Below are 21,367 nucleotides of genomic sequence, written 5' to 3'. Positions count from 1 at the left end.
TTGATCCTGCGGGCGCCGAGCGCGGGTCTCACCAGCTTCTACCACCTGATCAATATTGACCAGCGCGTCGCACCTTAAATTGCTACGCTTGATGCATCGCCGCGCGGCCCTCGGTATCTGTCGGTGATGAGAACGCTGTCGCGCTCCCGCCTTCCCTGGGAAAAGGAGCACGCTATGCAGCGACGCCGAATCAACCAAACCACCTCCTTTGAAGAACGCCTTGCCGAGCATGGGCGAGCCCTTCGTCAAAAGGCAAAATCGCTTCCGCCAGGTGTTGAGCGGGAACAAACCATCCGCAAAGCTCGGCAGGCGGAGACCGGGGCTCAAATCAGCGAATGGCTGTCCACACCCGGATTACCGGCTCCCGAATGAAGGAACGGGAGGTCGCTGCGTTCGAGCAGCATCAGAAAGCAGCATGATGTTGCGCGCGGATCCTGCTGGCAGGCCCCGCGCGCCGGCTCACGATCATTGCGTTCAGTCCCGGTCGTTCGCCTCTTCCTTGATCACGGGCGGTGTATGGCCGAGCTCAATCTTTTGAGCCAGTTGCGCCCGCTCCTTGTCTGCCGGCTGATCTTCTCCGCGGACGCGCATGATGCCGTGGTCTGATGTCTTGGTCATGATGACCTCCTGCCGGACCAAGCCCGGCTTAACCACAACGTTCCAAATACGGAGAGCCGCGGGCGGAGCGGTCGCGTCATTCCGGTTGCTTCGCCACAATTGGCCGCGGCCTCGTTCTGAAACGTCGCCTGAGCCGCTTCCATTTCATCTCGATCCAACGCAACACGGCGAGGAGAGGTTTTTGCAGGATCGGCATGTCCTGCGCGATGAGAAGAAGTCCAAGGGGGAGCATCCAGAGGCCGAAGAGGGGCAAGAAGCTGAAGATGCCCCCGAGAATGAGTCCCCCCGCAACGATGATCCGGATCCAGAGTTTGGATGGCTCCCGCAGCCAGCGAATGAAAGTCCCGACTTTCGTGGGCACTGAACGCTCGATCAATGTGAAGTATCTGTTCAGCCCTACTGTGACGGAGGCCATGCCAAATCCGATTCGCGTGAGTGTTAAAGAACCGCATCGCAAAATGCTGCTCGGAACTAAACCGGCTGGGGGCGAAGTGTTCCCAGGTCGTGGTTGGGATCGGCTTTCTCGATTGCGGCAGCCAAGCGACTTCACAAGAGATGCGCCATCAAACAAAAGCCGCTCGGGCGTTACACCGAACGGCTTTTCTTCGCGGCTCCCAGTCTCCTGGTTCTGCCGCCCAACTCAAGCCGCCTCCTCACCCCTTTGTTCCCTCGGGCGTCCGGCTGTCAGCTAATCGGTGGCGCAGATGAGACGAACGATGACTCTCCGGCTGCCGCATTCTTCAATGAGTGCAGAATTCCAACCTGCCCTAGAGCTGTCTCTGGGATGGCAGATGGTCGAAGAGGTTCATGGGCGGCCCTCTGTTCATCCGTCCGCGCCGCCGTTTGACGAAGGGGCGTAACGCTACGTGGCCGTCTTCGGCAGGTGGAGGTATCCCGCGTCGAAGTCTCCGACTTCCTGGAGCCGGGTCCAATCAAGCACCGTCAAGTGCCGGCTTTCGAGGTTGATCAAACCCAGCTTGCGCAGCTCCTGGAGCACGCGGTTGACGTAAACAATCGAAAGGCCCATGGCATCGGAAAGCTCTTCCTGCGTGATCGGCAGTTCGCATGAGTAATCTTCCACAAGGCCCATGGCTCGCGCACGGACGATATATTCGCACATAAAATGCGCTGCCCGGCCTAGCGCCTGCCGACGTCCGATATTGGTGATCCATTCGCGGAACATCGCCGCATAGATAAGTGTTTCACGCCAGAGGGCCGCCGCGACGCGGGCTTGGCGTTCGCACAGGCGCTGCAGATCCTCGTGCTGAATGAAGCCGACCTTGCAAGCCGTGATCGTTCCGATGCTGATGTCCAGCGTCTGCAGGTGCAGGCTCTGAAGGTCCGGCATGTCGCCCGTGATGTGGAATGCGAGGATCTGGCGCTTGCCCTCGCCTGTCATTTTGAAGGCGCAAGCCACGCCATCGGCAATGACGAAAGATCGGCTCGGGCGATCCCCCTCGCGTACGATGTCCTGATGGGCCTCGATCACCCTCTGATCGATCGGGAGCGCCAGTATCGCCTTCCGCTCTTCGTCAGAAAGCGGGAAGACAGTTTCCAGCTTGCGGATCAGCGGGTGAGTATTCCTTACATTGGCCGCAGACACTTGAAAGAGCCTTCGAATTCAGTTCCACAAATTAGCATCGTTGCTGTCCCTGAGTCTGTTCCTTTTTGACGATTTAAGCCGGGTTCCGTGAGCAGCGGTTCTTCTAGGAACGGAGTGGGATGGCGAGTATTGTCGCCTATCTCCCGTGACCATCAGGCGATCCGGAGACTGAGAGATGCCACGCGCTCCCCGCCAAAATGAAGGAGCGTCCCATGCCGCGCTATCATTTTCACATTATGGACGGCAAGGCTGGTCTCGATCACCACGGCACCGAGCTTGCCGACCTAAATGCTGCAAAGGAAGAGGCCGTAAAGCTGGCGGGTGAAGTCCTTCGAGAGTCGAAGCCGGGCGACATATGGGAAATCAAATCCTGGAAGCTTCTCGTCAATGGCTATCCCTCGCCCGAGACGGGCCGCACCTATTTTACGTTGGCCCTGTCCGCGGCGGATGATGTGTCTGCTTGACGGGCCCCATGCCAAACCGCTGAGGTCGTCAGAGTGTCTACCCATATTCATGCGGATCAGGAACACGACATCATATACCCGCAGGTCCTTCCGTTTCTGCTGATCCACGCCGGTTGCCTCCTGGCGACATGGTCGGGCGTCTCGTGGCCAGCGGTTGCGATGTGCATCGTCTTATATTGGTTACGCATGTTCGCGATCACTGCTGGGTATCACCGGTACTTCTCGCATCGAGCCTACTCAACGAGCCGAACGTTCCAGTTCGCTCTTGCGTTCCTCGCCCAAAGCAGTTCCCAAAAAAGCGTACTTTGGTGGGCTGCGAAACATCGACATCACCATCTTTACTCCGATACGGAGAAAGACGTGCATTCGCCAAGCCAAAAGGGCTTCGTTTACAGCCACGTCAGCTGGATTTTCCATCGCCAGCATGATGCGACCGACTTGACGAAGGTTTCGGACTTTGCGTCCTACCCCGAGTTGATGTGGCTTCATAAACTGGAGCTTTTGCCTGCGATCGTGACGGCAGGTCTTTGCTTCCTCATTGCCGGGTGGTCGGGACTCGTGGTCGGATTCTTCTGGAGCACAGTGCTCCTGTATCATGCAACGTTCTGCATCAACTCCCTTGCACATGTTCACGGCCAAAAGAGATATGTTACGGGTGATAACTCCCGCAACAACTGGCTTCTGGCTCTGTTTACGATGGGCGAGGGGTGGCACAACAATCATCACGCCTACCAAAGCAGCGCCAAGCAAGGCTTTCGTTGGTGGGAGATCGACGTAACCTATTATATTCTGGTGGCCTTATCCCGGCTCGGCATCGTCTGGAACTTGAAGACGCCGCCGGAGCAGGTTCTCCGCAACGAGCAACGCTTGGGATCTCGTGTCATCAGGCGGACAGCCGAGCAACTTGTTCGTCGTTTCAATCCCGAGGGCATCGCACTGGCGATCAGATCATCAGTCCATCAGACCGACTTGTTCCCGAGGGACGTTGTTTTGAAGGGGTATCCTCGCGTGGAGATGCATCTGCCCAACATGCCGACTCGCGGCCAATTGCTGGCGGAGGCCCGCGTGATGTTCGCGAAGACGACTTTCTTGGATGATATCGTCGATCGCGCTCACGAACTCCTGTTCGCATCGGTCGCTTCCTACTTGGCCGTTCCGCCTCTCGTGGCCGTCAAAAATTCAGATCTTGAATGAAAACGTAGGATTGTGCGCCGGGCGACCGCATGTAAGACCAATGTGAACTGGCAAAAATCCGGCACGCGAGCTCTTTCCTCACAGAGGCCGTTTCGCTCCTGATGAGGATCGCTGGAGCGTTGACTTCTCAGCCCAAGAAGGTTCGCACCTTTGTCACGGCGTCGTAAATTTCGATCTTGAGCTTCGGGTAAGTCGATTTAAGTGTGCGACCCGACGACTCCGCAGCTTCCGCAGTATCAAACTTCGACTTGAAGTGCCCGTCGACAATGACCACAAATCCGTCCGTTGGCGGTCTGTCAGCACGTGGCGCTTTCGGCTCTGGCTCGTCAACTGAGTGAACTGGCTTTTTCATCGGAAGTCCCATTGAATCGCAGAAGCGTGGCAAGCGGCTCCCTGAGACCGACGGCATGCCGCAAAAGAACATATATGCCGGCATCAGGGGCTGGCAGCCGAGTTGCGTCCCAGAGTGCAGACAGCAGACAGAGGGCACAAGCTTTGCCGCCGCCAGGCTCTGACAGGAACGACTCTCCCGTCCTGAGGTTGTCGTGTTGGTCTGTGGCGCGATAACTGACCCCTCAGCTCGCGCCATCCACCCGGGATGGCTCATCGTGGGACGCGCGTCTTGCGATGAGTCGATTCTCGGAAGGGTGTCTCAGTTGGTCCTCAGGTTCTTTCCGCGGCTCTTCGAAAAGGCAAAGTCGCGGGCGTTGTCGGCCCTATTCGGCGGGCTTCTCTTTGCGCGGAGACGGGAGCGTTCGATTTTCGTCAGTCTGCTCCGCGTCACCGGGCTTTTTCCCCGCCATGTTTCCCGGATTGTAGTGATACTTACCTTCCGGATTTTCGCCGGGCTGCTTTTCATCCGGGCTTCTGTTGTTGTTGTTTGCCATTGATCCAGTCGCTTTCTTGGCAAGAGTAACAAGGTTGAACAAGACCAACGTCGACATGTTCCACGCGATCATTTCTTGCCCCCAGCGCGCTGGGGGCAATCAATCGGGAGTGACTTGAACCGGCGACAGCGACAACGATGCGCTCCAAGGTACGTTTGGAACGAAGACTTGGCACCGACGGTTGACGATAGCCTGCAACATTTCTCAATCTCCCTGAGGCATCGTGCAGACCACCAGAGGTACTGCACATGGAACTCCCGCGAACACGCTCGCCCTCGCTCCAGTCTGACTACACCACTCCCTTGCGGCGACATCTTGCGCTTGCGGCCTTTGCAGGGGCAGCTTCCCTCCTCGGGGCCATGGCGATCGTAAATGGGCGAGTCGCCAAGAAAGCGGAACGCGATAACCCGCCTCGCGGGCAGTTCTTGGAGATCGATGGCGTCCGACTGCACTACGTGGAACGCGGCAACGGCCGTCCGCTTGTGCTCCTGCACGGCAACGGCAGCATGATCCAGGATTTTGAATCCAGCGGCTTGATCGACCTGGCGGCCAACCGGTTTCGGGTGATCGTATTCGACCGCCCCGGATTCGGACACAGCTCGCGGCCGCGGAACGTGATATGGACCCCGGAAGCCCAGGCCGATCTGTTCAGAAAGGCGCTTGATCGGCTGAGCGTTCAGCGGGCGATCGTGCTTGGACATTCATGGGGTGCGGCGGTCGCTCTTGCGCTGGCGACAAGACATCCGTCATTTGTCGAAGCTTTGGTGCTCGCATCAGGCTACTATTTTCCAACCGTTCGTGCTGACTCGGCGGCATCTTCGATGTCTTCGATACCCGGGATGGGCGATGCGATCAGTCACACGATCTCGCCGATCGTCAGCCGCCTCTTGTGGCCTTCCATGTTGCGAAAGATGTTCGGTCCGCGGCCAGTCCCTGACAAGTTCGTCGGCTTCCCCAAGGAGCTGGCGTTGCGACCGTCACAGATGCGTGCCAGCGCGGCGGAGGCAACGTTGATGATCCCCGCTGCATTCGAGTCGTCGAAGAGCTACGATCAACTCAAGATGCCAACCATCATCATCGCCGGCGATGAGGATCGCCTCATCGATATCAACAAGCAATCGGTCAGACTTCACGGCGAAATCGCTCACAGCAAGCTGCACCGCGTCGCTGGGGCAGGGCACATGATCCAACAGTCTGCCACGGCTCGGTTGATGGCGGCCATCGATGAAGCCGCTGCTGCGACCGACATTGGCGGGAATGCACCGCACCGGTTCGCGAGCGCCTAGGAACGCTCCGGCGGGGCCACGTGTTCTCATTCTTCAGTTGGCGAAGAGGCCCGCCGCGGCCGAACCGTCCAGCCGGACCGACTGCTTATCCGGCTAGAGGCTCCTGCAGCCGCATCGCGCCCTTCCGACCGGTGCGAAGCTGACTCAGCGGGTTGGGGCAGGCCCCTTGATCGGGATGGAGAAAAGCGTCGTGGTCTCGCTGTCAAAGTTGCCGCATGAGCCCCCCTGGTCCCCGGGGCAGAATGTCGGCGTACCGGAACCGGCTGCCTCGCCACCGCAGGCGGCCGACGATATCGAAATGCCGCTGCCGTCCAGCCCGCAGACGTTCTTTCTCGGTAGTCTGCTAACACTGGCCGTGCTGGCAGCCATGCATGTGGCAAGCTCGATCATATTGCCCGTGGTGCTCGCCTTCGTGCTGCAGCTCATTCTGCACCCCGTCGTGCATCTGCTCGAGCGTATAGGTCTCCCCCGTGCCATCGGAGCGCTCTTGGCGATCCTGGTGGTGGTGGGAGCGCTCGTGGGGTTTGTGGCAGCCTTGTCGCTACCTGCCGCGACCTGGGCGGAGAAATTGCCGGAGGGCCTGCCTCGCCTCGAAACTCACTTGGTCGTTCTAAAGCGCCCGATCGAAGCGCTGCAGAAAGTCATCCAGCAGGCCGAGCACGTCGCCGACGCTCCCGACAGGAAAGGTGCAATCGTTTCGGTCCGCAGGGATCTTGGCCTTACCGGCGCGCTCTTCGCGGGAACGCGCGCCGTCATCGACGGCCTGTTTACGACCGTGCTGGTGCTCTATTTTCTCCTGGTGGCAGGAGACATCTTTCTACGACGCATCGTCGAGGTCCTCCCGAATTTTCGCGACAAGAGGCAGGCGGTGGACATCTCCCAGCAGATCGAAGCGGACATATCTGCCTATCTGCTTACAATCACCGCCATGAATGCTGCAGTGGGAATTGCAACGGCGGTTGCGATGTATTTCTGCGGGCTTGGAGACCCGCTGTTGTGGGGAGCCGCGGCCTTCCTGCTCAACTACGTTCCAATTCTGGGCCCACTGTTAGGCACCGTCATCTTCCTGCTGGCCGGAATGTTGAGCTTCGACAGCTTGTGGTGGGCCTTGCTGCCGCCGGCCCTCTACTTCTGCATCCACCTCGCCGAAGGCGAAACCCTGACGCCCATGTTGCTTGCCCGACGCTTCACGCTGAACCCGGTGCTGGTCATCCTGTCGCTGGTGTTCTGGTTCTGGATGTGGGGCGTGCCTGGCGCGATCCTGGCTGTTCCGATGCTGGCCATCCTCAAGATCGTCAGCGATCGCGTGCGTCCGCTAAGAGCTTTGGGCCACGTCCTCGAAGGCTAGTCCGGTGTCGCTCTTGGGAGAAGATTGAGGATCGCGCCGTCGAAAGGCGGCCATTGCAGCATGCATGTTACGCCAGCGGCATTGAGAAACTAAAGCGGGTCTCCGCGGGTGTCGATGCGACGGTCAATGCGCCCCCATGCGCCTTTGCGATCTGCGAGGCGATGTACAGCCCAAGTCCAAGCCCTTGCTTGCTCGCACGGGCCTTGCCGCGGAAGAACGGTTCGAACAGCTTGTCCATCACCGTTTGCGGAATAGCCTCACCGGCATTGGCGACCCAGAGCTCGAACAATCCATTTCGCGTCTCGGCGTGAACGGTGATGGGCTTGTTGGCCGTGCCATGCGTCACGGCGTTGCCGAGCAGGTTGGAAAGGAGCTGGCCGATGCGGATGCGATCGCAGTTTACCGGCCCGTCGACGGCAAACTCGAATTCGATGACGCGACCGGGCGAAGCCAGCCTCAGTTCGTCGATCACCTGGGCAAGGACGGGCTCCAGCGGTCCTTTCGCATCGTATTCCAGGGTAATGCCGCCGCCCAGACGACCGCGTGCAAAGTCGAGGACGTTGTCGATCATCGAGGCCATGCGCATGACCGTCGTCTGCATCATGGCGACGATCTGCTGCTCCTTCTCATTCTGCACGGTACGGCCGAGGAGTCTCGCGCCGGCGCTGATGGAGGCGAGAGGATTGCGAAGATCGTGACCAAGTACGGCGATGAACTGTTCCCGCAGTTCGGAGGTTTCGTGCTCGAGCAGCAGCACTTCTTGCGTCGCCCTTTCGGCAGCAATGGCCAATTCTCGGCCGGCGAGGAGCTCCTGTTCGTAGCGCCGTCGGTCGGTCGCCTTGATCAACGCAAGACGGATCAGCAGCAGCTTTCCATCCGCATCGCGGCGCTCGTTCGCGTTGGCGATCATGTGGAGCGGCTCACCGGCAGCGGTCACCATGTCGATAGCGAATTCGTTGAAGAAGCCCTGCATCCGCAGCAGCGGCGCGATATGAGTTTCGTAGTAGATGCGGCCTGGCATGGTCAGGAAATCGGTGAAACGCTTGCCGACCATCTGGTCTGCCGGGTGCCCGCTCCACGCCAGCAAGGTCGGGTTGACATGCTCAATGCGACCGTTCGGGTGCAGGGTGACGTACCCGCACGGGGCGTTGTTGACCATGTCCTCGAAGTCTGGACCGGAGACGCTCACGAGACGAAGGCTCGAATCGCCGCGATGACCTCGTCGGGCGCACTGAGGTTCGGGCAATGCCCGGTCGCGTTCAGGACGATCATTCGACCGCCGGGGATACTCCGGGCAACGAAATCGCCGACCTCCTGGGAGGCGATGATGTCCTCCTTGCATTGGAGGACGAGGACTGGAACGGAAACTTCCGCGAGATCCTTGCGGTTGTCGGAGGTGAAAGTCACACGGGCGAACGCTTTGGCAATATCGGGGTCCGTGCGGCAGAAGCTGTTCGTGAGCTCCTGACCGAGTTCCGGGCGGTCGGGATTGCCCATGATCATCGGCGCAATCTGTGTTGACCAACCCATGTGGTTGGATTCGAGAAGCGCGAGCAATTCACCGATCTGCTCGGCACTGAACCCGCCAACATATCCTTCGTCGTCGATGTAGCGGGCTGAAGGGCCGATGAGCACGAGCTTGCCGAACATGCCTGGCGCTTGTCGCGCCGCCAGCACGCCGATCATGCTGCTGACGGAATGCCCGACGAAGACGCAATCCTTCAAACCTAGCTCGGCGCCGATTTCGACCACGTCGTCGGCGTAACCGGATAAGGTTGAATACTTGGCCCAGTCATAGGCCGACAGATCGGATCCGCCGGCGCCGACGTGGTCGAATAGAACCGTCCTGAAGTCCCTTTCAAACGCCGGAGCCACGAACCGCCACATGTTCTGATCGCACCCGAAGCCGTGGGCGAAGACCATCGCCCGGTCGCCCGCGCCACGAACCTGGACGTTATTCCGTTCGATTACATTTGCCATCCGACCCCCTTTGAATCATTCATCATTCTTGCAAGCTTTCGCAGTTGCCGGGGCGCAGTCCGGTTTGCGAGCCCTAGAGGGGAAACGGACCTGTTTGGACGTTCGAGCTCTCAGTGGGATACCCCGGTGCGGGATCAGAAAGGCCATGAGGAACGTGTCTTGCCTTGCAATGTTTGACTTTGCTGGCTGGAGACAGCCGGTTCACCGCTTGCGTCTGGCAAGGCTTCGCAAGGAAGACGCGATTTGCCGCCGCTGATTTCGGTCAGGTCCTGGGGGGAGCGACCGAGCAAACCGGAGCATCTGATGGCGCAGTTGAACGAGCTGCGAGACGCTGTAGCCGATTTGTTTGTCTGTTCGCTTGCGCAGAAGTGACGACATGACATCGACCATGGCCAGGCGGCGCGCTGACTTTCCTTCACCGAGAGCTACGGAAGTCATATTGAAACCTGGCTTGGCGCCTTGCTGGTCAATATTGCTCACTCGCAAGTAAATGTGCTGAAGCCGGCGAGCCGGAAGCATACGCTTCGGTCGCTGCCTGCCTTCAGGATATTAGGTCAGCCTATGAAATGCCGGGGGCAATGCTTCTCGAACCAGTTCACTTAGATCCAAGGTCTCGCCACTTTCGGAAATGTCAGAGAACAGGACCTCCACGAAGGGATGTTGGCGGTTGAACGCGGCACCTCGCTCGTATTTCGCGCGCACAATCCGTTGGAGTGCGGGGAGGTTCAGTCTGCCAAGCGCATTGTATTGATCTCGGAAAAGACTTTGACGTCCTCCAAGATGCTCGACGGATTCCGCCCAGACGTCCATCACCTTCCGGCTCATGAATGCCTCGACCTGCTTGTTGCCATCCCGTGCAATGAGTCGGAGCCCGTCCATCGTGTGCGGTCCTTCATCGATTCGAAAGCGCGCAAGTGGCATGGAATCCTCCTGTTGTCGGCGACCTATTCAGGCCGGCAGCCTGTCGCGGGGCGTTGCACTCAATTGGCCCGATGGTCCGATCAGACACACAGGATATGGGTATGGAAGCGTCGAATAGCGAGGGGGTGCAAAGCAGGGCCCGCAAGGAGTTCGGGCGCTGCCTAACTCCATGGTGAGCTATGACCAGCGCGTCGTGTCGCCGGGTCGGCATACTTCCATGCTCCATCGTAAAGTCGTGCCACGCGCAGGGCGACCGTCGCTTCGCCCGAGAATGCCTGCTGATGGGCGCGCAATGAGCCGCGCCCTTTGGAAAGTGGCTCTTCCCTAGAATTGCGAACAATCAGGGAGTAAATTCTGCCCAATAGGGCCGCTGCCGCAAGGTCTGGCCGGCAAGGAGCAACCGTTCGTCGCTTGGTCAAGAACGCCGTTCCCTGGCAGCCGATCGAAGCGAACAAGTTTGGTCGATTCAAAGGAGTCCACGCGTGGCGAAGCCGTCCAAGGACACGTTCGATCCCCAACATTTTCTCGGCAAGGTGGGCGCCGGCAAAGCCATTCTGACGTTTCGCAAGAACCAGCATGTGTTTCAGCAGGGCGACGCTGCTGACTCGGTGTTCTACATTCAAGGCGGCAAGGTCAAGCTGACGGTCGTTTCGGAGCAGGGCAAGGAGGCAGTCGTCGCCATTCTCGAGCCCGGTCAGTTCTTCGGCGAGGGATGCATGAATGGTCATCCTCTGCGGATCGCGACGACAACGGCGATGGAAGATTGCGTCATCACGTCGATAACCAAAGAAGCGATGATGTCGGCTATCCGTGAAGAGCCGAAATTCTCCCAGCTGTTCATTTCGTATCTGTTGACCCGAAACAGCCGGATCGAGGAGGACCTGATCGACCAGCTATTCAATTCCAGCGAACGGAGGCTTGCTCGCCTGCTGTTGCTGCTCGCGAATTTCGGCAAGGAAGGCAGTCCGCAGCCGATCAGCGCGAGCATTAATCAGGAGACACTGGCTGAGATGATCGGGACCACGCGATCGCGGGTCAGCTATTTCATGAACAAGTTTCGACGATTGGGGCTCATCAGCTATAACGGCCACATCGAGGTCCACAACTCGTTGTTGAGTGCGGTGTTGCACGAGAAGCCCGTGCTGAGAGAGCGCGACTAGAAAGGACTTCCCCAAGAGACGGCCCCAGAGCGTGGGGGCGCAGTGAGGCCGTTATTTCCTCGGATGCTTTGGGGGACGTTTGCATCCGGTCGTGCTTACCAAGTTGCGCCACCGACATTCGTTCCGGCAGAAGCCCAACTCGCTTTCGTAGTTTCAAATCGTTTTGCAAGTCCGCGATCATTTCTTCTGAAGCGATTCAGGGTTTAGCTCGCTGTATCCCATGCCTCAGGAAGGGATCTCGTCGGTCCACACTTTAAAGCTGACCAAGGTGTTGGGGCCAAACGTCTGGGTAATCGGCACGTCAGCAGCGTCACGTCCTTGAGCAATCAGCACACGTCCAATCCGGGGGACGTTGTTGCGTGGATCGAATGTATACCAACGCCCGCCGATGTAGGCTTCGAACCATCCCGCAAAGTCCCCCGGGGCATAAGGGGGAGGCGTACCAATGTCACCGAGATAGCCTGTGCAGTATCTGGCAGGAATGTTCATGCAGCGACAGAACGTGACGGCCAGATGCGCGAAGTCTCGGCACACGCCCTTGCGCTCGTTGAAGACGTCCCGGGCCGTCTTGGTTGCGTGCGCGTGCTCATAGCCGAATTCGATGTGATTGTGAACGAAATCACAGATCGCCTGAACACGAGCCCATCCGGGCGAGACCTTCTCGAAGAGTTTCCACGCGACATCGGACAGCTGGTCGGTTTCGCAATAGCGGCTGCCGAGCAGATACACGATCGTCTCTGCCGGCAAGTCCTCGATCGCGTGTTGGGAGGCCGAGGGCACAACGACGTCCGGCAAGCCGGAGTCGCGAACGATCCCGTCGGCCGCCAGGCGCATTCGACCCGCTGGCGCAACGATGCGGCTGCACCAGTTACCGAAGCCGTCACGATAGGGGACGATCGCAACTGAGGGCGTGGTGGTCAGATAATCGGGCACGACAACGTCCGATGCCCGAGAAAAATGAACGCCCAGGACCATGATCATGGGTGTGGGCTGCGGAAAGTCGTAGATCATCTCATAGCCGACCCGGATCTTCACTCGGTGTCCTCCATAGTCGACAAATTGCCGCCAACACAGCGTGGCGTTCGGAAGTTCCAACGCGCTGGCGGGGGGCGTGTTCCTGCCTCTTCAATGAGCGACATTACGACAGAGCCGACGCTGTTTTGACGTTCACGTCCACATCCATCCCAAGCTCGTCCTCACGAGCTCCCCAATAAGTGCCGAACAGGGGAATGGCCTGGCTTGGGACTCTGGCCACCGCCACGCGGATCAGATCGCGGTTTCCGACGATTCCATTGGTCGGATCGAACTCGACCCAGCCGGAGCCGGGGACGTAGATCTGGCACCAGGCATGGGTGGCTCCCCCGCCCAGCCAGACAGGACCATCGCGATCCGGTACGTAGATATAGCCGGTGATAAAGCGTGCGGCGAAGCCCAGGCTTCGTGCAGCTTCAATCATCAAGACGGCAAAATCCCGGCAGGTGCCCTTCCTGCGTTCGAGTGTCGTAGAAGGACTTTGCGTTCCTGGCGCCGTGCGGCGGTCGTAGGCGAAGCCATCCGAGATTGCTTCATTGAGGGTCATCAGGACCTGTCCGGTAGGACGTCTGGGCCCGCGCACGAGAAACGTGTCCAGCCACCTGCCGAGATGGTCTTCCGGGTCTGAGAACCATCTCTGAACATAGGGTGCCAGGTCGGGCGCCTCCTCCGCCTGATACGCAAACGGATGGTCCTTCGCGTGGTCCTCAATTCTGAAGTCGGGCGCATTCTCCGGCGTGTGGTCGACCTTGATGACACACTCGAATCGCAAATTGTCGCTGTCACAGCCAAACTCGACCTGCGCAACGCAATTCCCGAAGACATCGTGCAGCCACCTCACCTCAGAAGGCTCGGGCGTCACATTGAGCGAGAAATCAATCAGTCGCTGGTCGAAACTATCGCGCGGGCGTGCCATCAATTGATGTCGGCCGAGCCTGACCGCGCGCCGGTACCGATATGTCGTGATATGCCGGACGAGGAAGATCGCCATGGTACCGCCGATCGACGAGAGGTGAGAGCTTGCTCGCTGGCCGCTTGACGCGGAGAGCCGGACGATGCTGGGTCCTCTCACGCGCCTCGGGCGTGGCCGATCATCCTACGAATACCAGCTTTGATCTGCCAAGCCTGGAGCGGCTTACCATAGAACTCGCTGCAAGGGGGAAGATCGATGCTCGGCGGGTTCAATTTCTCGGACATCAGGATGACGTCGATTGCCGGCCACCGTCTACGCACGGTGTGCGCAAGGCCTATGCCGTCCATGCTGCCCGGCAGCTGGATGTCGGCGCAAACGAGCGCGATGTCGGATCTGGAGCTCAGGATTGCGAGGGCTTCGTCGGTATCCAGCGCTTCCAACGGCGTGTAGCCGGCGTCTTCCACCATGCCAACTGCGCGCCTGCGGAGCACCATCTCGTCTTCTACGACGAGAACGAAGACTGGAATGCGTGATGGACCGAACGTCATTGAGACTCCCCGGCATACGGCTGCTGTGGGTGCGCACCGATGATGGGCACGCCCCTTTATGTTCCCGTCTCGCTGCCGCATCCCTTTATCCGTTGAGATGTAATTTCATGATTTCAGAGAGTTGCGCCGCTGCGGCCCGCGGGCGGCTACCATTGAATGAGTACCGCACCAGCGATCACAAACGCGAAGAAGATCGGCAGCAGGACCGGCGGCACCAGCCACTCGCGCAGTCCGAATTTGGAGATGTTTGACATATTGACCGCCTCTTGGTCGCGGCGGGAGCACGATGCTCTCAGTCACCGATAACAGCCGGGAAGCACGCGGTGATATTCAAGATATGGTGCCCGTCCGCGGAATAGCGAGGTCAGGCAGAAACTATTTGCTGTGACCGGGGCGAACGGGATTGTAGTTCGCTTTCCACGTAGCCATCTAAGAGTTTGCGGGACCTCAACGCTCATCCAGCGCCAGGTTTGGCACCGTCGCTCGTAAGGGCGGTCGCAGATCGGCCGTCCAAAAGGCAAATAGCGTCGAGCTGGCAAGGCAAGGAAGTCCCCTTTCCACAACGGATCTGCCCCGGCCACATGATCGAGTTTCCAAACCATAGCCGTTCATACGACCGCACGCGGCGTGCCGTGCGATTCTGGGGACACGATAGCGCCATTGAGGCATCGTTTTTTATCGAAGAAGAAGCGCTGAAGCGAATTCAACCCGATACCGGTTACGATGAGTCGAGCCTTCTCCACGCGTTCGATTCCAATCGGGACTTGATATGCGCCGCCGCAGCCAAGGTGTACGTTCGCGGTACCAGGGGCTCTTACGATCTCGTCGCCGGCAATTTTTGACCCGATCGGCGCCTTTTAAGGGTTTCGCACCCGAGCCAAATGAACCCCTCTGCCTGTGCCTATAGGCAGATGGAGTCTCATTCTGTTTCAACGCAGGAGCGTAGCCTTTTCTAGCCCGGCAATGGTCTGCCCCAGAGAGTTGCAAACGCCCTCGAGCAGTGATTTGCACTCGACGCCGGCCGCATCTGGACCGATGGACTGCGGTCCTAGATGTCAAGGAGTGACTGCTAACGCATTTGCTGCAGGCACATGGGTGTCCGCCCCGCTTCAGCAGGTCGGATATGTCCCTCGACCGATCGACGGTGGTACAAGAGCAAATCAATAGTGCGATAAGCCGTCGTTTTTGTTGAATGGGTGAGCGCGGCGGATCCACTATCATATCTGACCTGCCACCGAACTTTCATCCGGCCGCGGTTAGTCGCTTCGGAGACCCCGTGCTTGCGAGCTAGGTCGGCCGTCTTCGCCCCGGCCTCATGCTCAGTCCATATCCGCCCGTTGTTCAGGCGGGCTCCAACAGTCGGTTGATGCACTCGACCACCGTTTGACCACCGAAACCCCATGTACAAATAGCGATAATGGTGGTCAGTCCCGCACGAGATTCAATGTTTTCGTTGATCTTTTCTATTGCTGCTTACGTTCGGACGCAGTGGGCGCCTCGATCAGATCGCAGCCTGGATCAGGCTGCTTGCCGAATTCTTTCCTCCTCCTCGCTGAGGGGCGCTGGCTTCAATTGGAAAAGGCTGACGACTCGTCGGCTTGCCGCGTGACCGAGCCAATCTGACAACGGCCCTTGTCCTACGAGCGACTTACCGAGACCAGAAAACGCAGCCGTACTAATAGCTTGCTGCTGGCTGCGCAGGTGGTCTTCAACCAGCTTGTGTCGAGTGACATAGCCTGCATTCACACCAGGGATCGAATGGTTCATAAGGAGCTTGGCGTCGAATTCGGAAACGCCAGCAGCGGCGGCAATTGTCCGAAATGTCTGACGAAGGTCATTGCCCCATTTCGACAAGATATCTCGATCTTCCTTTGTTTCCGCCAGGTGTCCAGAGGCGCTCTCAGCTGGGAACAACCATTCTTGCGCCTGAGACGGATGTATTTGCCTGCCGAAACGAAGCACTCGAATGAGGCTCAGGATCATCTCCCGAGACAGCGGAATGTCGAACGCTCGCTTGCTGCCTCCCTTGGGCGTCGGGATGTGGAGCGTTCGCCGCCGAAAATTGATGTGTTCGGGCTTAGCCTGCTGCAATGCGGTGGGCCTAGACCCACACAGCAATGTGAAAAGATGGAATTCGCGCCGGATTGGGTTGTCTAGATTGGCTAGCTCGAGAAACCATCCTTTCAAATCGCCGGTCCCCATACCGGTGTTCCTGCGCTCTTCCTGATTCCAATCGACTGCATCTGCGGGGTTGTCGCGCGGCAGCGATCGATTGGTCTTCCGAGCATGATTGTAGATGGCTCGCAGCGTCCGCATGCTCCCATTGGCCATGTAGGGACCGTTCTCCCTGGTAAGCTGATCATGCTTTTTCGCGACGCGAGCCGGATCGTTCGCGAGATCGAGCAGAGGGGTGTCAAGCCATTCCGAAAAGAGACGTTCGACGTGATCCCGATAGCCACTTATCGTTTTCTCGCTACGGCCTTTTCGGATTAGGTGGGCTTCCAAATAGCGTTGCCAAGCCTGCTTCAGGGTAGCGCTCCTAACGGCACTATTTCCATCGGTCTCGGCTTGCCCGGCCTTTCCGTCTAACCCCGCTTTCGGGTGCTGTCCCTTGCTGATCTGAGCAAGGTATTCCTTGGCAATTGCGCGAGCTGATCGAGTAGTTAATTCGGTGGCATCTCCAATCGACACTCTTATGGAAGAGGCCCGCTTTCCCCGTTCTCTGAGGTCACCTTGGACAGTGAAGGTCCTTTTCCGCTTCCCCACGACCACGAAGAAACCTTTCAACTCGGTGTCGCGAGCCAGATACCAGCCACCTTCAGGAGTCGGCAGCTGAGCGATGGCTTTGTCGCTGAGAGCAATGCGAATGTCGGTCATGGGGCGGATGTGAACTGCTAAAACGGTTTTCAAACGGTTTTGGCGAGCCGAGGTGTTTGAAGGTCTGGGTTCGCTGGACTGCGAAGCTATGCGACAAGTCCCTAGAATTAAAAGACCTTCTTTGCCGCTGTCGTGGCGTGGCGTAGATTCAGAAATCGTGGAGAGGCGCCCGTTTTGAACTCTTAATCAGCGGGTCCCAGGTTCGAGCCCTGGTGCGCCCACCATTTCAATGACTTAGCGAGAAATACCGTTTGAGCAGCTGATCTTTCAAACGGTCTTTTTCGAAGTAGCGCTACACCAGCGTTTGGCGACGTGATGCTGCCATAGCTCAGGAGTTCGCGGTCTTGAGTTGTTGCTGCCAACGCAGGATGCGATTTGCCGCCGGTCGGCGTCAGCGAATGATCAGTGCGATCTGTCCAATGATGGACTGGAACGAGAGTTCGCTGCGGAATCTTTCTTGCTCTCCACCGAGGGTAACCATGTTGGCCGAAGCGTAGAACTCCTGCGGCTTCTCCAGCATGGCACGGGGCGGCAACACGTCCTCGTTGAACGTGTGCTCGCACCAGCGCAGAGCATCCGTCAGGCTCTTATTTTCGGCAAGATCGAGCGGTCTGTCATTTTCTCGCACCTCGGGCAGAGCGATATCGCGCTTGCCGAAGCGGACGATCGGATCGCCGCTGGATTCGTCAATGTGACCATCAATTCTGTCAGAAGGCATATCTTGCACTCCGTGTTGGGGGGCGACGGCGATTGTTTGGCGCTCTCCGGTACACGACGGGCAGCCCTTTGCGGCCGTCTAGCCGCCATCGATCGCAAGATTGGTGCCGGTGATCTGCGCGGCATCGTCGCTGCACAGAAAAAGGCGCGAGCGAAGCGACCTGTTCGGCCGTGACAAACTCCTTCGTGGGCTGCGCTGCGAGCAGGATGTCACTGATGACCTCATCCCTCCTCAAATTGCGCGCCTTCATCGTATTCGGGATCTGCTTCTCGACCAGCGGGGTCCAGACGTAACCGGGGCTGATGCAGTTGCAGGTGATCTTCGATCGGGCGAGCTCCAGCGCCACCGTCTTGGTGAGACCCGAGATGCCGTGCTTGGCCGCGACATAGGCCGACTTGAAGGGGGAGGCGACCAGCGAGTGAGCCGAGGCCGGGTGATATGCGGCCCCAGCCGCGCTTCTTCATGCCAGGAACCGCTGCACGGATGGCATGGAATGCGGCGGACAGGTTGATCGCGATGACCGCATCCCATTTGTCGGGCGAAAATTCCTCGATGGGGGAAACGTGTTGGATGCCGGCATTGTTGATCAGGACGTCCACGCTGCCGAAAGTAGTTTCGCCAAGCGCGATCAGCTCGGCGACTTCGATTGGCTTCGCCATGTCCGCGGTCGAATAGATCGTCTTGACCCCAAAATCGCTTTCGATCGGCGTGACTTCGGAGGACATCGCCACGACATTGAACTGCGTGCTCGAGGGAACGTCGATTACCCAGGTGCGCGACAGCATCTATCTCGTCAATGTCACGGGACGTGCGACCAACTGGAACGTGCTTCCATCGACACCCTGCGCGATCTGCAATTGACCGGGCTCGGCGGTCAATCGGTGCCGCTCGGTGCCGTCGCCAATTTGCGTTATGAGCTCGAGCAGCCGACGATCTGGCGGCGCGCGCGGCTTCCCACCATCACGTTGAAGGCCGGCATCGTTGGCAACACGCAGCCCAAGACGATCGTGGATCAGCTTGCGCCGAAAGTCGCGGAGTTCAGCAAGGAGCTGCCGGCCGGCTATTCGGTGAAGCTCGGCGGCTCCGTCGAGGAGAGCGCAAAGAGCCAGGCGCCGATCGTAGCTGTCGTTCCACTCATGCTATTCGTCATGGCGACGGTGCTGATGATCCAGCTACAGAGCTTCCATCGCTTGTTCCTGGTGTTCGCGGTTGCGCCGCTCGCCGTGATCGGCGTCGTCATGGCCCTGCTGCCGAGCGGTGCTCCGCTGGGCTTCGTGGCTATCCTCGGCGTGCTCGCGCTGATCGGCATCCTGGTCCGCAACTCCGTGATCCTGAACGTGCAGATCGAGCATCTAAGGAAGGAGGGGCGCCCAGCGTGGGAGGCCGTCGTGGAGGCGACCGAGCATCGCATGCGACCGATCCTGTTGACCGCAGCCGCCGCAAGTCTCGCGCTGATTCCGATCGCGCGCGAGATCTTCTGGGGGCCAATGGCCTACGCGATGATGGGCGGAATCATCGTTGGCACACTGCTGACGCTGCTGTTCCTGCCGGCGCTGTATGTGGCCTGGTTCCGCATTCACCCTGATCACAACGATCACTCATCTATGCATGAGCCCGCCGCGCCTGCGCACGACACGCCAGCCGCCGAGGCGATCTCCGCATCCAAGCCGGTGCCCGTCCTCGAAACTCAATTCTAACAAGAGAGAAGACCATGTCCCGCAAGATCCCGATGATAATGTCGATCCCCGTGACGTTCGCAGCCATGACGTTGTCTCCCAATGCGGCGTTCGCGCAGTTTCCTCCGCCGCCACCCATGGCCGGGCCCCCGCCAATTGGGGCCGGAGGTCCTCCGGCTTTCGCGGGGCGTCCTCCGCTAGGCCCAGGCGGTGCACCCCGTGGTGGCCTTAGCGGCCCGCCGCCTCATCCAGGTGAGGGACCCGCGCCGCGCGGTGCTCTCGCCGCGGCCGGGCGTGTCGGCCCTGCTAGTCGCGGCGGACTGGCGGTGCCGGGTTCGGCTCGCGCGATATCGGTCACTTACAACCGCTTCGGCGACCACGGCCGCTATGGCGGATACGAATACGGCCATCGTGCCGCCTATGCCGCAGGCGCCTATGCTGCCGGAGCCACCGCCGGCTACACCTATGGCCGCTCGCGCGATGGCTATTCCTCGGAGAGTGACTGCTACTACGTCTACAGGCGATACCGGCGCGTCCTGGCGTGCGATTGAGCCGTAAGCCGATAGCGAATGCTTGTGGAGAGCGACGTCGGCCTTGGATGTCACCCGCAAAATCCGAGGGAGGAGGAGAGGCAGCAGGCCGCGGCAGTGCTTGAGAGCACCATAGTCAGAATTGCCTTCGTGAACGTTATATCGGCCTCCGTAGTGCGGCGGCCCAAGGCCGCCGCAGCCGCATCGGCACACCGCCGGGTGGAGGTGGGTCGTCGTCTTCGCCATCGAGCTTGCGCAACGCGGCGAGGATGTCCGCGAGCCGGATCGTGCGGCCCATGCCGGGGATCTCGCGCAGCGCGGGACAGGATTCGACGGCGAACATGTCGGACGCCCAGGACGACAAGATGATTCGCTTCTCTGGCGCCGAGAGCTCGTTGTCGTTCAGGACGTCCTCCGGAGACGCATAGTGCGCGGCCGGATGAAAGAGGGGATTGAGATTGCCGGTGTTCGTGTTCGCGTTGGACATCGATTGCCTCCCTTAACGCTCCTTTCGTCGGGACGGTTTTCCGCGGTCTCGGGCGGCGGGGACCGCCGCCCGAGGCGGTCTTCACTGTGTGCTGATCGCTATGCGCTTGACGCCCGCTCGCGGGTTTTCAGTCTTCGGAAGTGATATGGTCAGCACGCCGTTCTTGAACGACGCTTCGGCCTTGTCCTCCTCGACGTCCTCGAGCGCGATCTGCCGCTGAAACGATCCGTAGTAGCGCTCGGAGAAATACTTGCCTTCATCCTTGCGCTCGCTTTTCTTCTCGCCGCTGATGGTCAGGACGCCGTTCGCGATTTCGATCTGGACGTCCTTCTCCGTCATGCCGGGAAGCTCGGCCGAGATCGTCAGCGCCTTGTCGGTCTCGCTGAGCTCGATCTTTGGCCAGCCGAATTGCCCCTCCATGAGGGGCGCAAGGCCAGTCCCGCCGAAGCTGCGGAAGGCATCGTCGAACAGACGATTCATCTCGCGATGTAGGGTCGTGAACGGATCGTAATTGCTGCGCGCCGGCGCGAGTTCCTGATTCCGCGTCCGGGGAATGATATCACGAATTGCCATGGATTCTTCTCCTTCAATGCATGAGGCTGGGAGCGCGGCCGCGCTTGCGCACGCCGCGTACCGCCGTCGAACTTCAACCGTGCGTCAGGCAGCCGTCTTCTGCTCGATCTGCGAGGCGCGAGAGGCGACGCTCCCGATCTGTATCCGGCGCGGCTTCATGGCTTCCGGCACCTCGCGGACGAGATCGACGATCAGCAGTCCGTCGCGGAAGGAGGCCTCTCTTACCTGGACATAGTCGGCCAGGTTGAACACGCGCCGGAACGGGCGCGCGGCGATGCCCTGATAGAGGTACTCGCTCGTCGCCTTCTCGGGCTTCCGGCCCTCGATGGTGAGCGCGTTCTGCTCGGCCGTCACGGTGATGTCGTCGGCGCCGAAGCCGGCGATGGCGAGCGAGATCCGGTAGTGGTCCTCGCCGGAGCGTTCGATGTTGTAGGGGGGATAGTTGTCCTCGGTCGCCTGGCGGAGCGCGCTCTCGACGAGGCCGGCCAGGTGGTCGAAGCCGATGGTGGAGCGCCACAGGGGCGCGAAGTCAAACGTGGTCCTCATAACCAA

The 21,367-nt window shown here is 59.4% G+C and carries 24 protein-coding genes and 1 pseudogene; 9 read left to right on the top strand and 16 right to left on the bottom strand.

Annotation, left to right across the window (positions count from 1 at the left end; all coding sequences use genetic code 11):
- The first annotated feature begins 174 nt into the window (after positions 1-174).
- Positions 175-372: a hypothetical protein gene (locus tag XH79_RS43270; RefSeq protein ID WP_014493179.1), complete on the top strand. Its 198-nt coding sequence runs from the start codon at positions 175-177 to the stop codon at positions 370-372.
- 102 nt (positions 373-474) lie between these two features.
- On the opposite strand, the gene XH79_RS10905 is transcribed toward XH79_RS43270, so the two are convergent.
- The 3 genes from XH79_RS10905 to XH79_RS10895 all read right to left on the bottom strand — a co-directional run bounded on the left by XH79_RS10905 (position 475) and on the right by XH79_RS10895 (position 2,221).
- Positions 475-618, bottom strand: a complete 144-nt coding sequence (locus tag XH79_RS10905; protein ID WP_157785226.1) for a hypothetical protein — start codon at positions 616-618, stop codon at positions 475-477.
- A 76-nt stretch (positions 619-694) separates the two neighbouring features.
- A complete protein-coding gene (locus tag XH79_RS10900; RefSeq protein WP_211434233.1) occupies positions 695-1,033 on the bottom strand; it encodes a hypothetical protein in 339 nt (112 codons plus the stop codon).
- Positions 1,034-1,480: 447 nt separating this feature from the next.
- Positions 1,481-2,221, bottom strand: a complete 741-nt coding sequence (locus XH79_RS10895; RefSeq protein ID WP_271581679.1) for a Crp/Fnr family transcriptional regulator — start codon at positions 2,219-2,221, stop codon at positions 1,481-1,483.
- A 212-nt stretch (positions 2,222-2,433) separates the two neighbouring features.
- Between XH79_RS10895 and XH79_RS10890 the strand changes: the two genes are divergently transcribed.
- Together XH79_RS10890 and XH79_RS10885 are read left to right on the top strand one after the other, a co-directional pair.
- On the top strand, positions 2,434-2,685 hold the full coding sequence (locus tag XH79_RS10890; RefSeq protein WP_036003776.1) for a DUF6894 family protein: 252 nt from the start codon (positions 2,434-2,436) through the stop codon (positions 2,683-2,685).
- Positions 2,686-2,718: 33 nt separating this feature from the next.
- Positions 2,719-3,879 (top strand): acyl-CoA desaturase, encoded by a 1,161-nt coding sequence (locus XH79_RS10885; protein WP_211434232.1) that lies wholly within the window; start codon positions 2,719-2,721, stop codon positions 3,877-3,879.
- A gap of 716 nt (positions 3,880-4,595) precedes the next feature.
- Here XH79_RS10885 and XH79_RS10880 read toward each other — a convergent pair.
- The gene (locus tag XH79_RS10880) at positions 4,596-4,838 is read right to left on the bottom strand and encodes a hypothetical protein (protein ID WP_081493884.1); all 243 of its coding nucleotides are present in this window, start codon (positions 4,836-4,838) and stop codon (positions 4,596-4,598) included.
- Between the two features lie 176 nt (positions 4,839-5,014).
- On the opposite strand from XH79_RS10880, the gene XH79_RS10875 reads away from it, so the two are divergent.
- A complete protein-coding gene (locus tag XH79_RS10875) occupies positions 5,015-6,052 on the top strand; it encodes an alpha/beta fold hydrolase (RefSeq protein ID WP_211434231.1) in 1,038 nt (345 codons plus the stop codon).
- A 175-nt stretch (positions 6,053-6,227) separates the two neighbouring features.
- On the top strand, positions 6,228-7,400 hold the full coding sequence (locus XH79_RS10870) for an AI-2E family transporter (RefSeq protein WP_036043687.1): 1,173 nt from the start codon (positions 6,228-6,230) through the stop codon (positions 7,398-7,400).
- Positions 7,401-7,467: 67 nt separating this feature from the next.
- On the opposite strand, the gene XH79_RS10865 is transcribed toward XH79_RS10870, so the two are convergent.
- The 3 genes from XH79_RS10865 to XH79_RS10855 all read right to left on the bottom strand — a co-directional run bounded on the left by XH79_RS10865 (position 7,468) and on the right by XH79_RS10855 (position 10,301).
- Positions 7,468-8,559 (bottom strand): PAS domain-containing sensor histidine kinase, encoded by a 1,092-nt coding sequence (locus XH79_RS10865; RefSeq protein ID WP_041953572.1) that lies wholly within the window; start codon positions 8,557-8,559, stop codon positions 7,468-7,470.
- Between the two features lie 26 nt (positions 8,560-8,585).
- Entirely contained in the window at positions 8,586-9,380 is a 795-nt protein-coding gene (locus tag XH79_RS10860) for an alpha/beta fold hydrolase (RefSeq protein ID WP_211434230.1), read from the bottom strand.
- Positions 9,381-9,929: 549 nt separating this feature from the next.
- Positions 9,930-10,301, bottom strand: coding sequence for a hypothetical protein (locus XH79_RS10855; RefSeq protein WP_014493191.1), 372 nt, complete (start codon positions 10,299-10,301; stop codon positions 9,930-9,932).
- A gap of 482 nt (positions 10,302-10,783) precedes the next feature.
- On the opposite strand from XH79_RS10855, the gene XH79_RS10850 reads away from it, so the two are divergent.
- Positions 10,784-11,461, top strand: coding sequence for a Crp/Fnr family transcriptional regulator (locus tag XH79_RS10850; RefSeq protein WP_271581678.1), 678 nt, complete (start codon positions 10,784-10,786; stop codon positions 11,459-11,461).
- A 225-nt stretch (positions 11,462-11,686) separates the two neighbouring features.
- On the opposite strand, the gene XH79_RS10845 is transcribed toward XH79_RS10850, so the two are convergent.
- The 3 genes from XH79_RS10845 to XH79_RS10835 form a co-directional block, all read right to left on the bottom strand.
- Complete coding sequence (locus XH79_RS10845; protein ID WP_211434228.1) at positions 11,687-12,496, bottom strand: transglutaminase-like domain-containing protein; 810 nt, start codon at positions 12,494-12,496, stop codon at positions 11,687-11,689.
- Between the two features lie 103 nt (positions 12,497-12,599).
- On the bottom strand, positions 12,600-13,484 hold the full coding sequence (locus tag XH79_RS10840) for a transglutaminase family protein (protein WP_211434227.1): 885 nt from the start codon (positions 13,482-13,484) through the stop codon (positions 12,600-12,602).
- Positions 13,485-13,561: 77 nt separating this feature from the next.
- A complete protein-coding gene (locus tag XH79_RS10835) occupies positions 13,562-13,954 on the bottom strand; it encodes a response regulator (protein WP_211434226.1) in 393 nt (130 codons plus the stop codon).
- Between the two features lie 581 nt (positions 13,955-14,535).
- Between XH79_RS10835 and XH79_RS10830 the strand changes: the two genes are divergently transcribed.
- Positions 14,536-14,796, top strand: a complete 261-nt coding sequence (locus tag XH79_RS10830) for a DUF1488 domain-containing protein (protein ID WP_018642512.1) — start codon at positions 14,536-14,538, stop codon at positions 14,794-14,796.
- Between the two features lie 676 nt (positions 14,797-15,472).
- On the opposite strand, the gene XH79_RS10825 is transcribed toward XH79_RS10830, so the two are convergent.
- The 3 genes and pseudogenes from XH79_RS10825 to XH79_RS10815 all read right to left on the bottom strand — a co-directional run.
- Complete coding sequence (locus tag XH79_RS10825; RefSeq protein ID WP_211434225.1) at positions 15,473-16,831, bottom strand: integrase arm-type DNA-binding domain-containing protein; 1,359 nt, start codon at positions 16,829-16,831, stop codon at positions 15,473-15,475.
- 391 nt (positions 16,832-17,222) lie between these two features.
- Complete coding sequence (locus tag XH79_RS10820) at positions 17,223-17,549, bottom strand: hypothetical protein (RefSeq protein WP_212337719.1); 327 nt, start codon at positions 17,547-17,549, stop codon at positions 17,223-17,225.
- A 78-nt stretch (positions 17,550-17,627) separates the two neighbouring features.
- Positions 17,628-18,259: pseudogene (locus XH79_RS10815) on the bottom strand (3-hydroxybutyrate dehydrogenase); the annotation flags it as partial.
- Between the two features lie 147 nt (positions 18,260-18,406).
- On the opposite strand from XH79_RS10815, the gene XH79_RS10810 reads away from it, so the two are divergent.
- On the top strand, positions 18,407-19,246 hold the full coding sequence (locus XH79_RS10810) for an efflux RND transporter permease subunit (protein WP_433996625.1): 840 nt from the start codon (positions 18,407-18,409) through the stop codon (positions 19,244-19,246).
- Between the two features lie 305 nt (positions 19,247-19,551).
- On the top strand, positions 19,552-19,776 hold the full coding sequence (locus tag XH79_RS10805) for a hypothetical protein (RefSeq protein ID WP_245003402.1): 225 nt from the start codon (positions 19,552-19,554) through the stop codon (positions 19,774-19,776).
- A gap of 136 nt (positions 19,777-19,912) precedes the next feature.
- On the opposite strand, the gene XH79_RS10800 is transcribed toward XH79_RS10805, so the two are convergent.
- The 3 genes from XH79_RS10800 to XH79_RS10790 form a co-directional block, all read right to left on the bottom strand.
- Complete coding sequence (locus tag XH79_RS10800) at positions 19,913-20,242, bottom strand: hypothetical protein (RefSeq protein ID WP_212337723.1); 330 nt, start codon at positions 20,240-20,242, stop codon at positions 19,913-19,915.
- Between the two features lie 81 nt (positions 20,243-20,323).
- Entirely contained in the window at positions 20,324-20,815 is a 492-nt protein-coding gene (locus XH79_RS10795) for an Hsp20/alpha crystallin family protein (RefSeq protein ID WP_271581677.1), read from the bottom strand.
- Positions 20,816-20,899: 84 nt separating this feature from the next.
- A complete protein-coding gene (locus XH79_RS10790; protein WP_212337725.1) occupies positions 20,900-21,361 on the bottom strand; it encodes an Hsp20 family protein in 462 nt (153 codons plus the stop codon).
- Between the last annotated feature and the right edge of the window lie 6 nt (positions 21,362-21,367).

It is taken from the genome of Bradyrhizobium sp. CCBAU 45389, assembly GCF_028128625.1.
Lineage (GTDB): Bacteria > Pseudomonadota > Alphaproteobacteria > Rhizobiales > Xanthobacteraceae > Bradyrhizobium > Bradyrhizobium liaoningense_B.
Note: the sequence above shows the minus strand (reverse complement) of the source record. Positions and strands in the feature narration are given on the sequence as shown.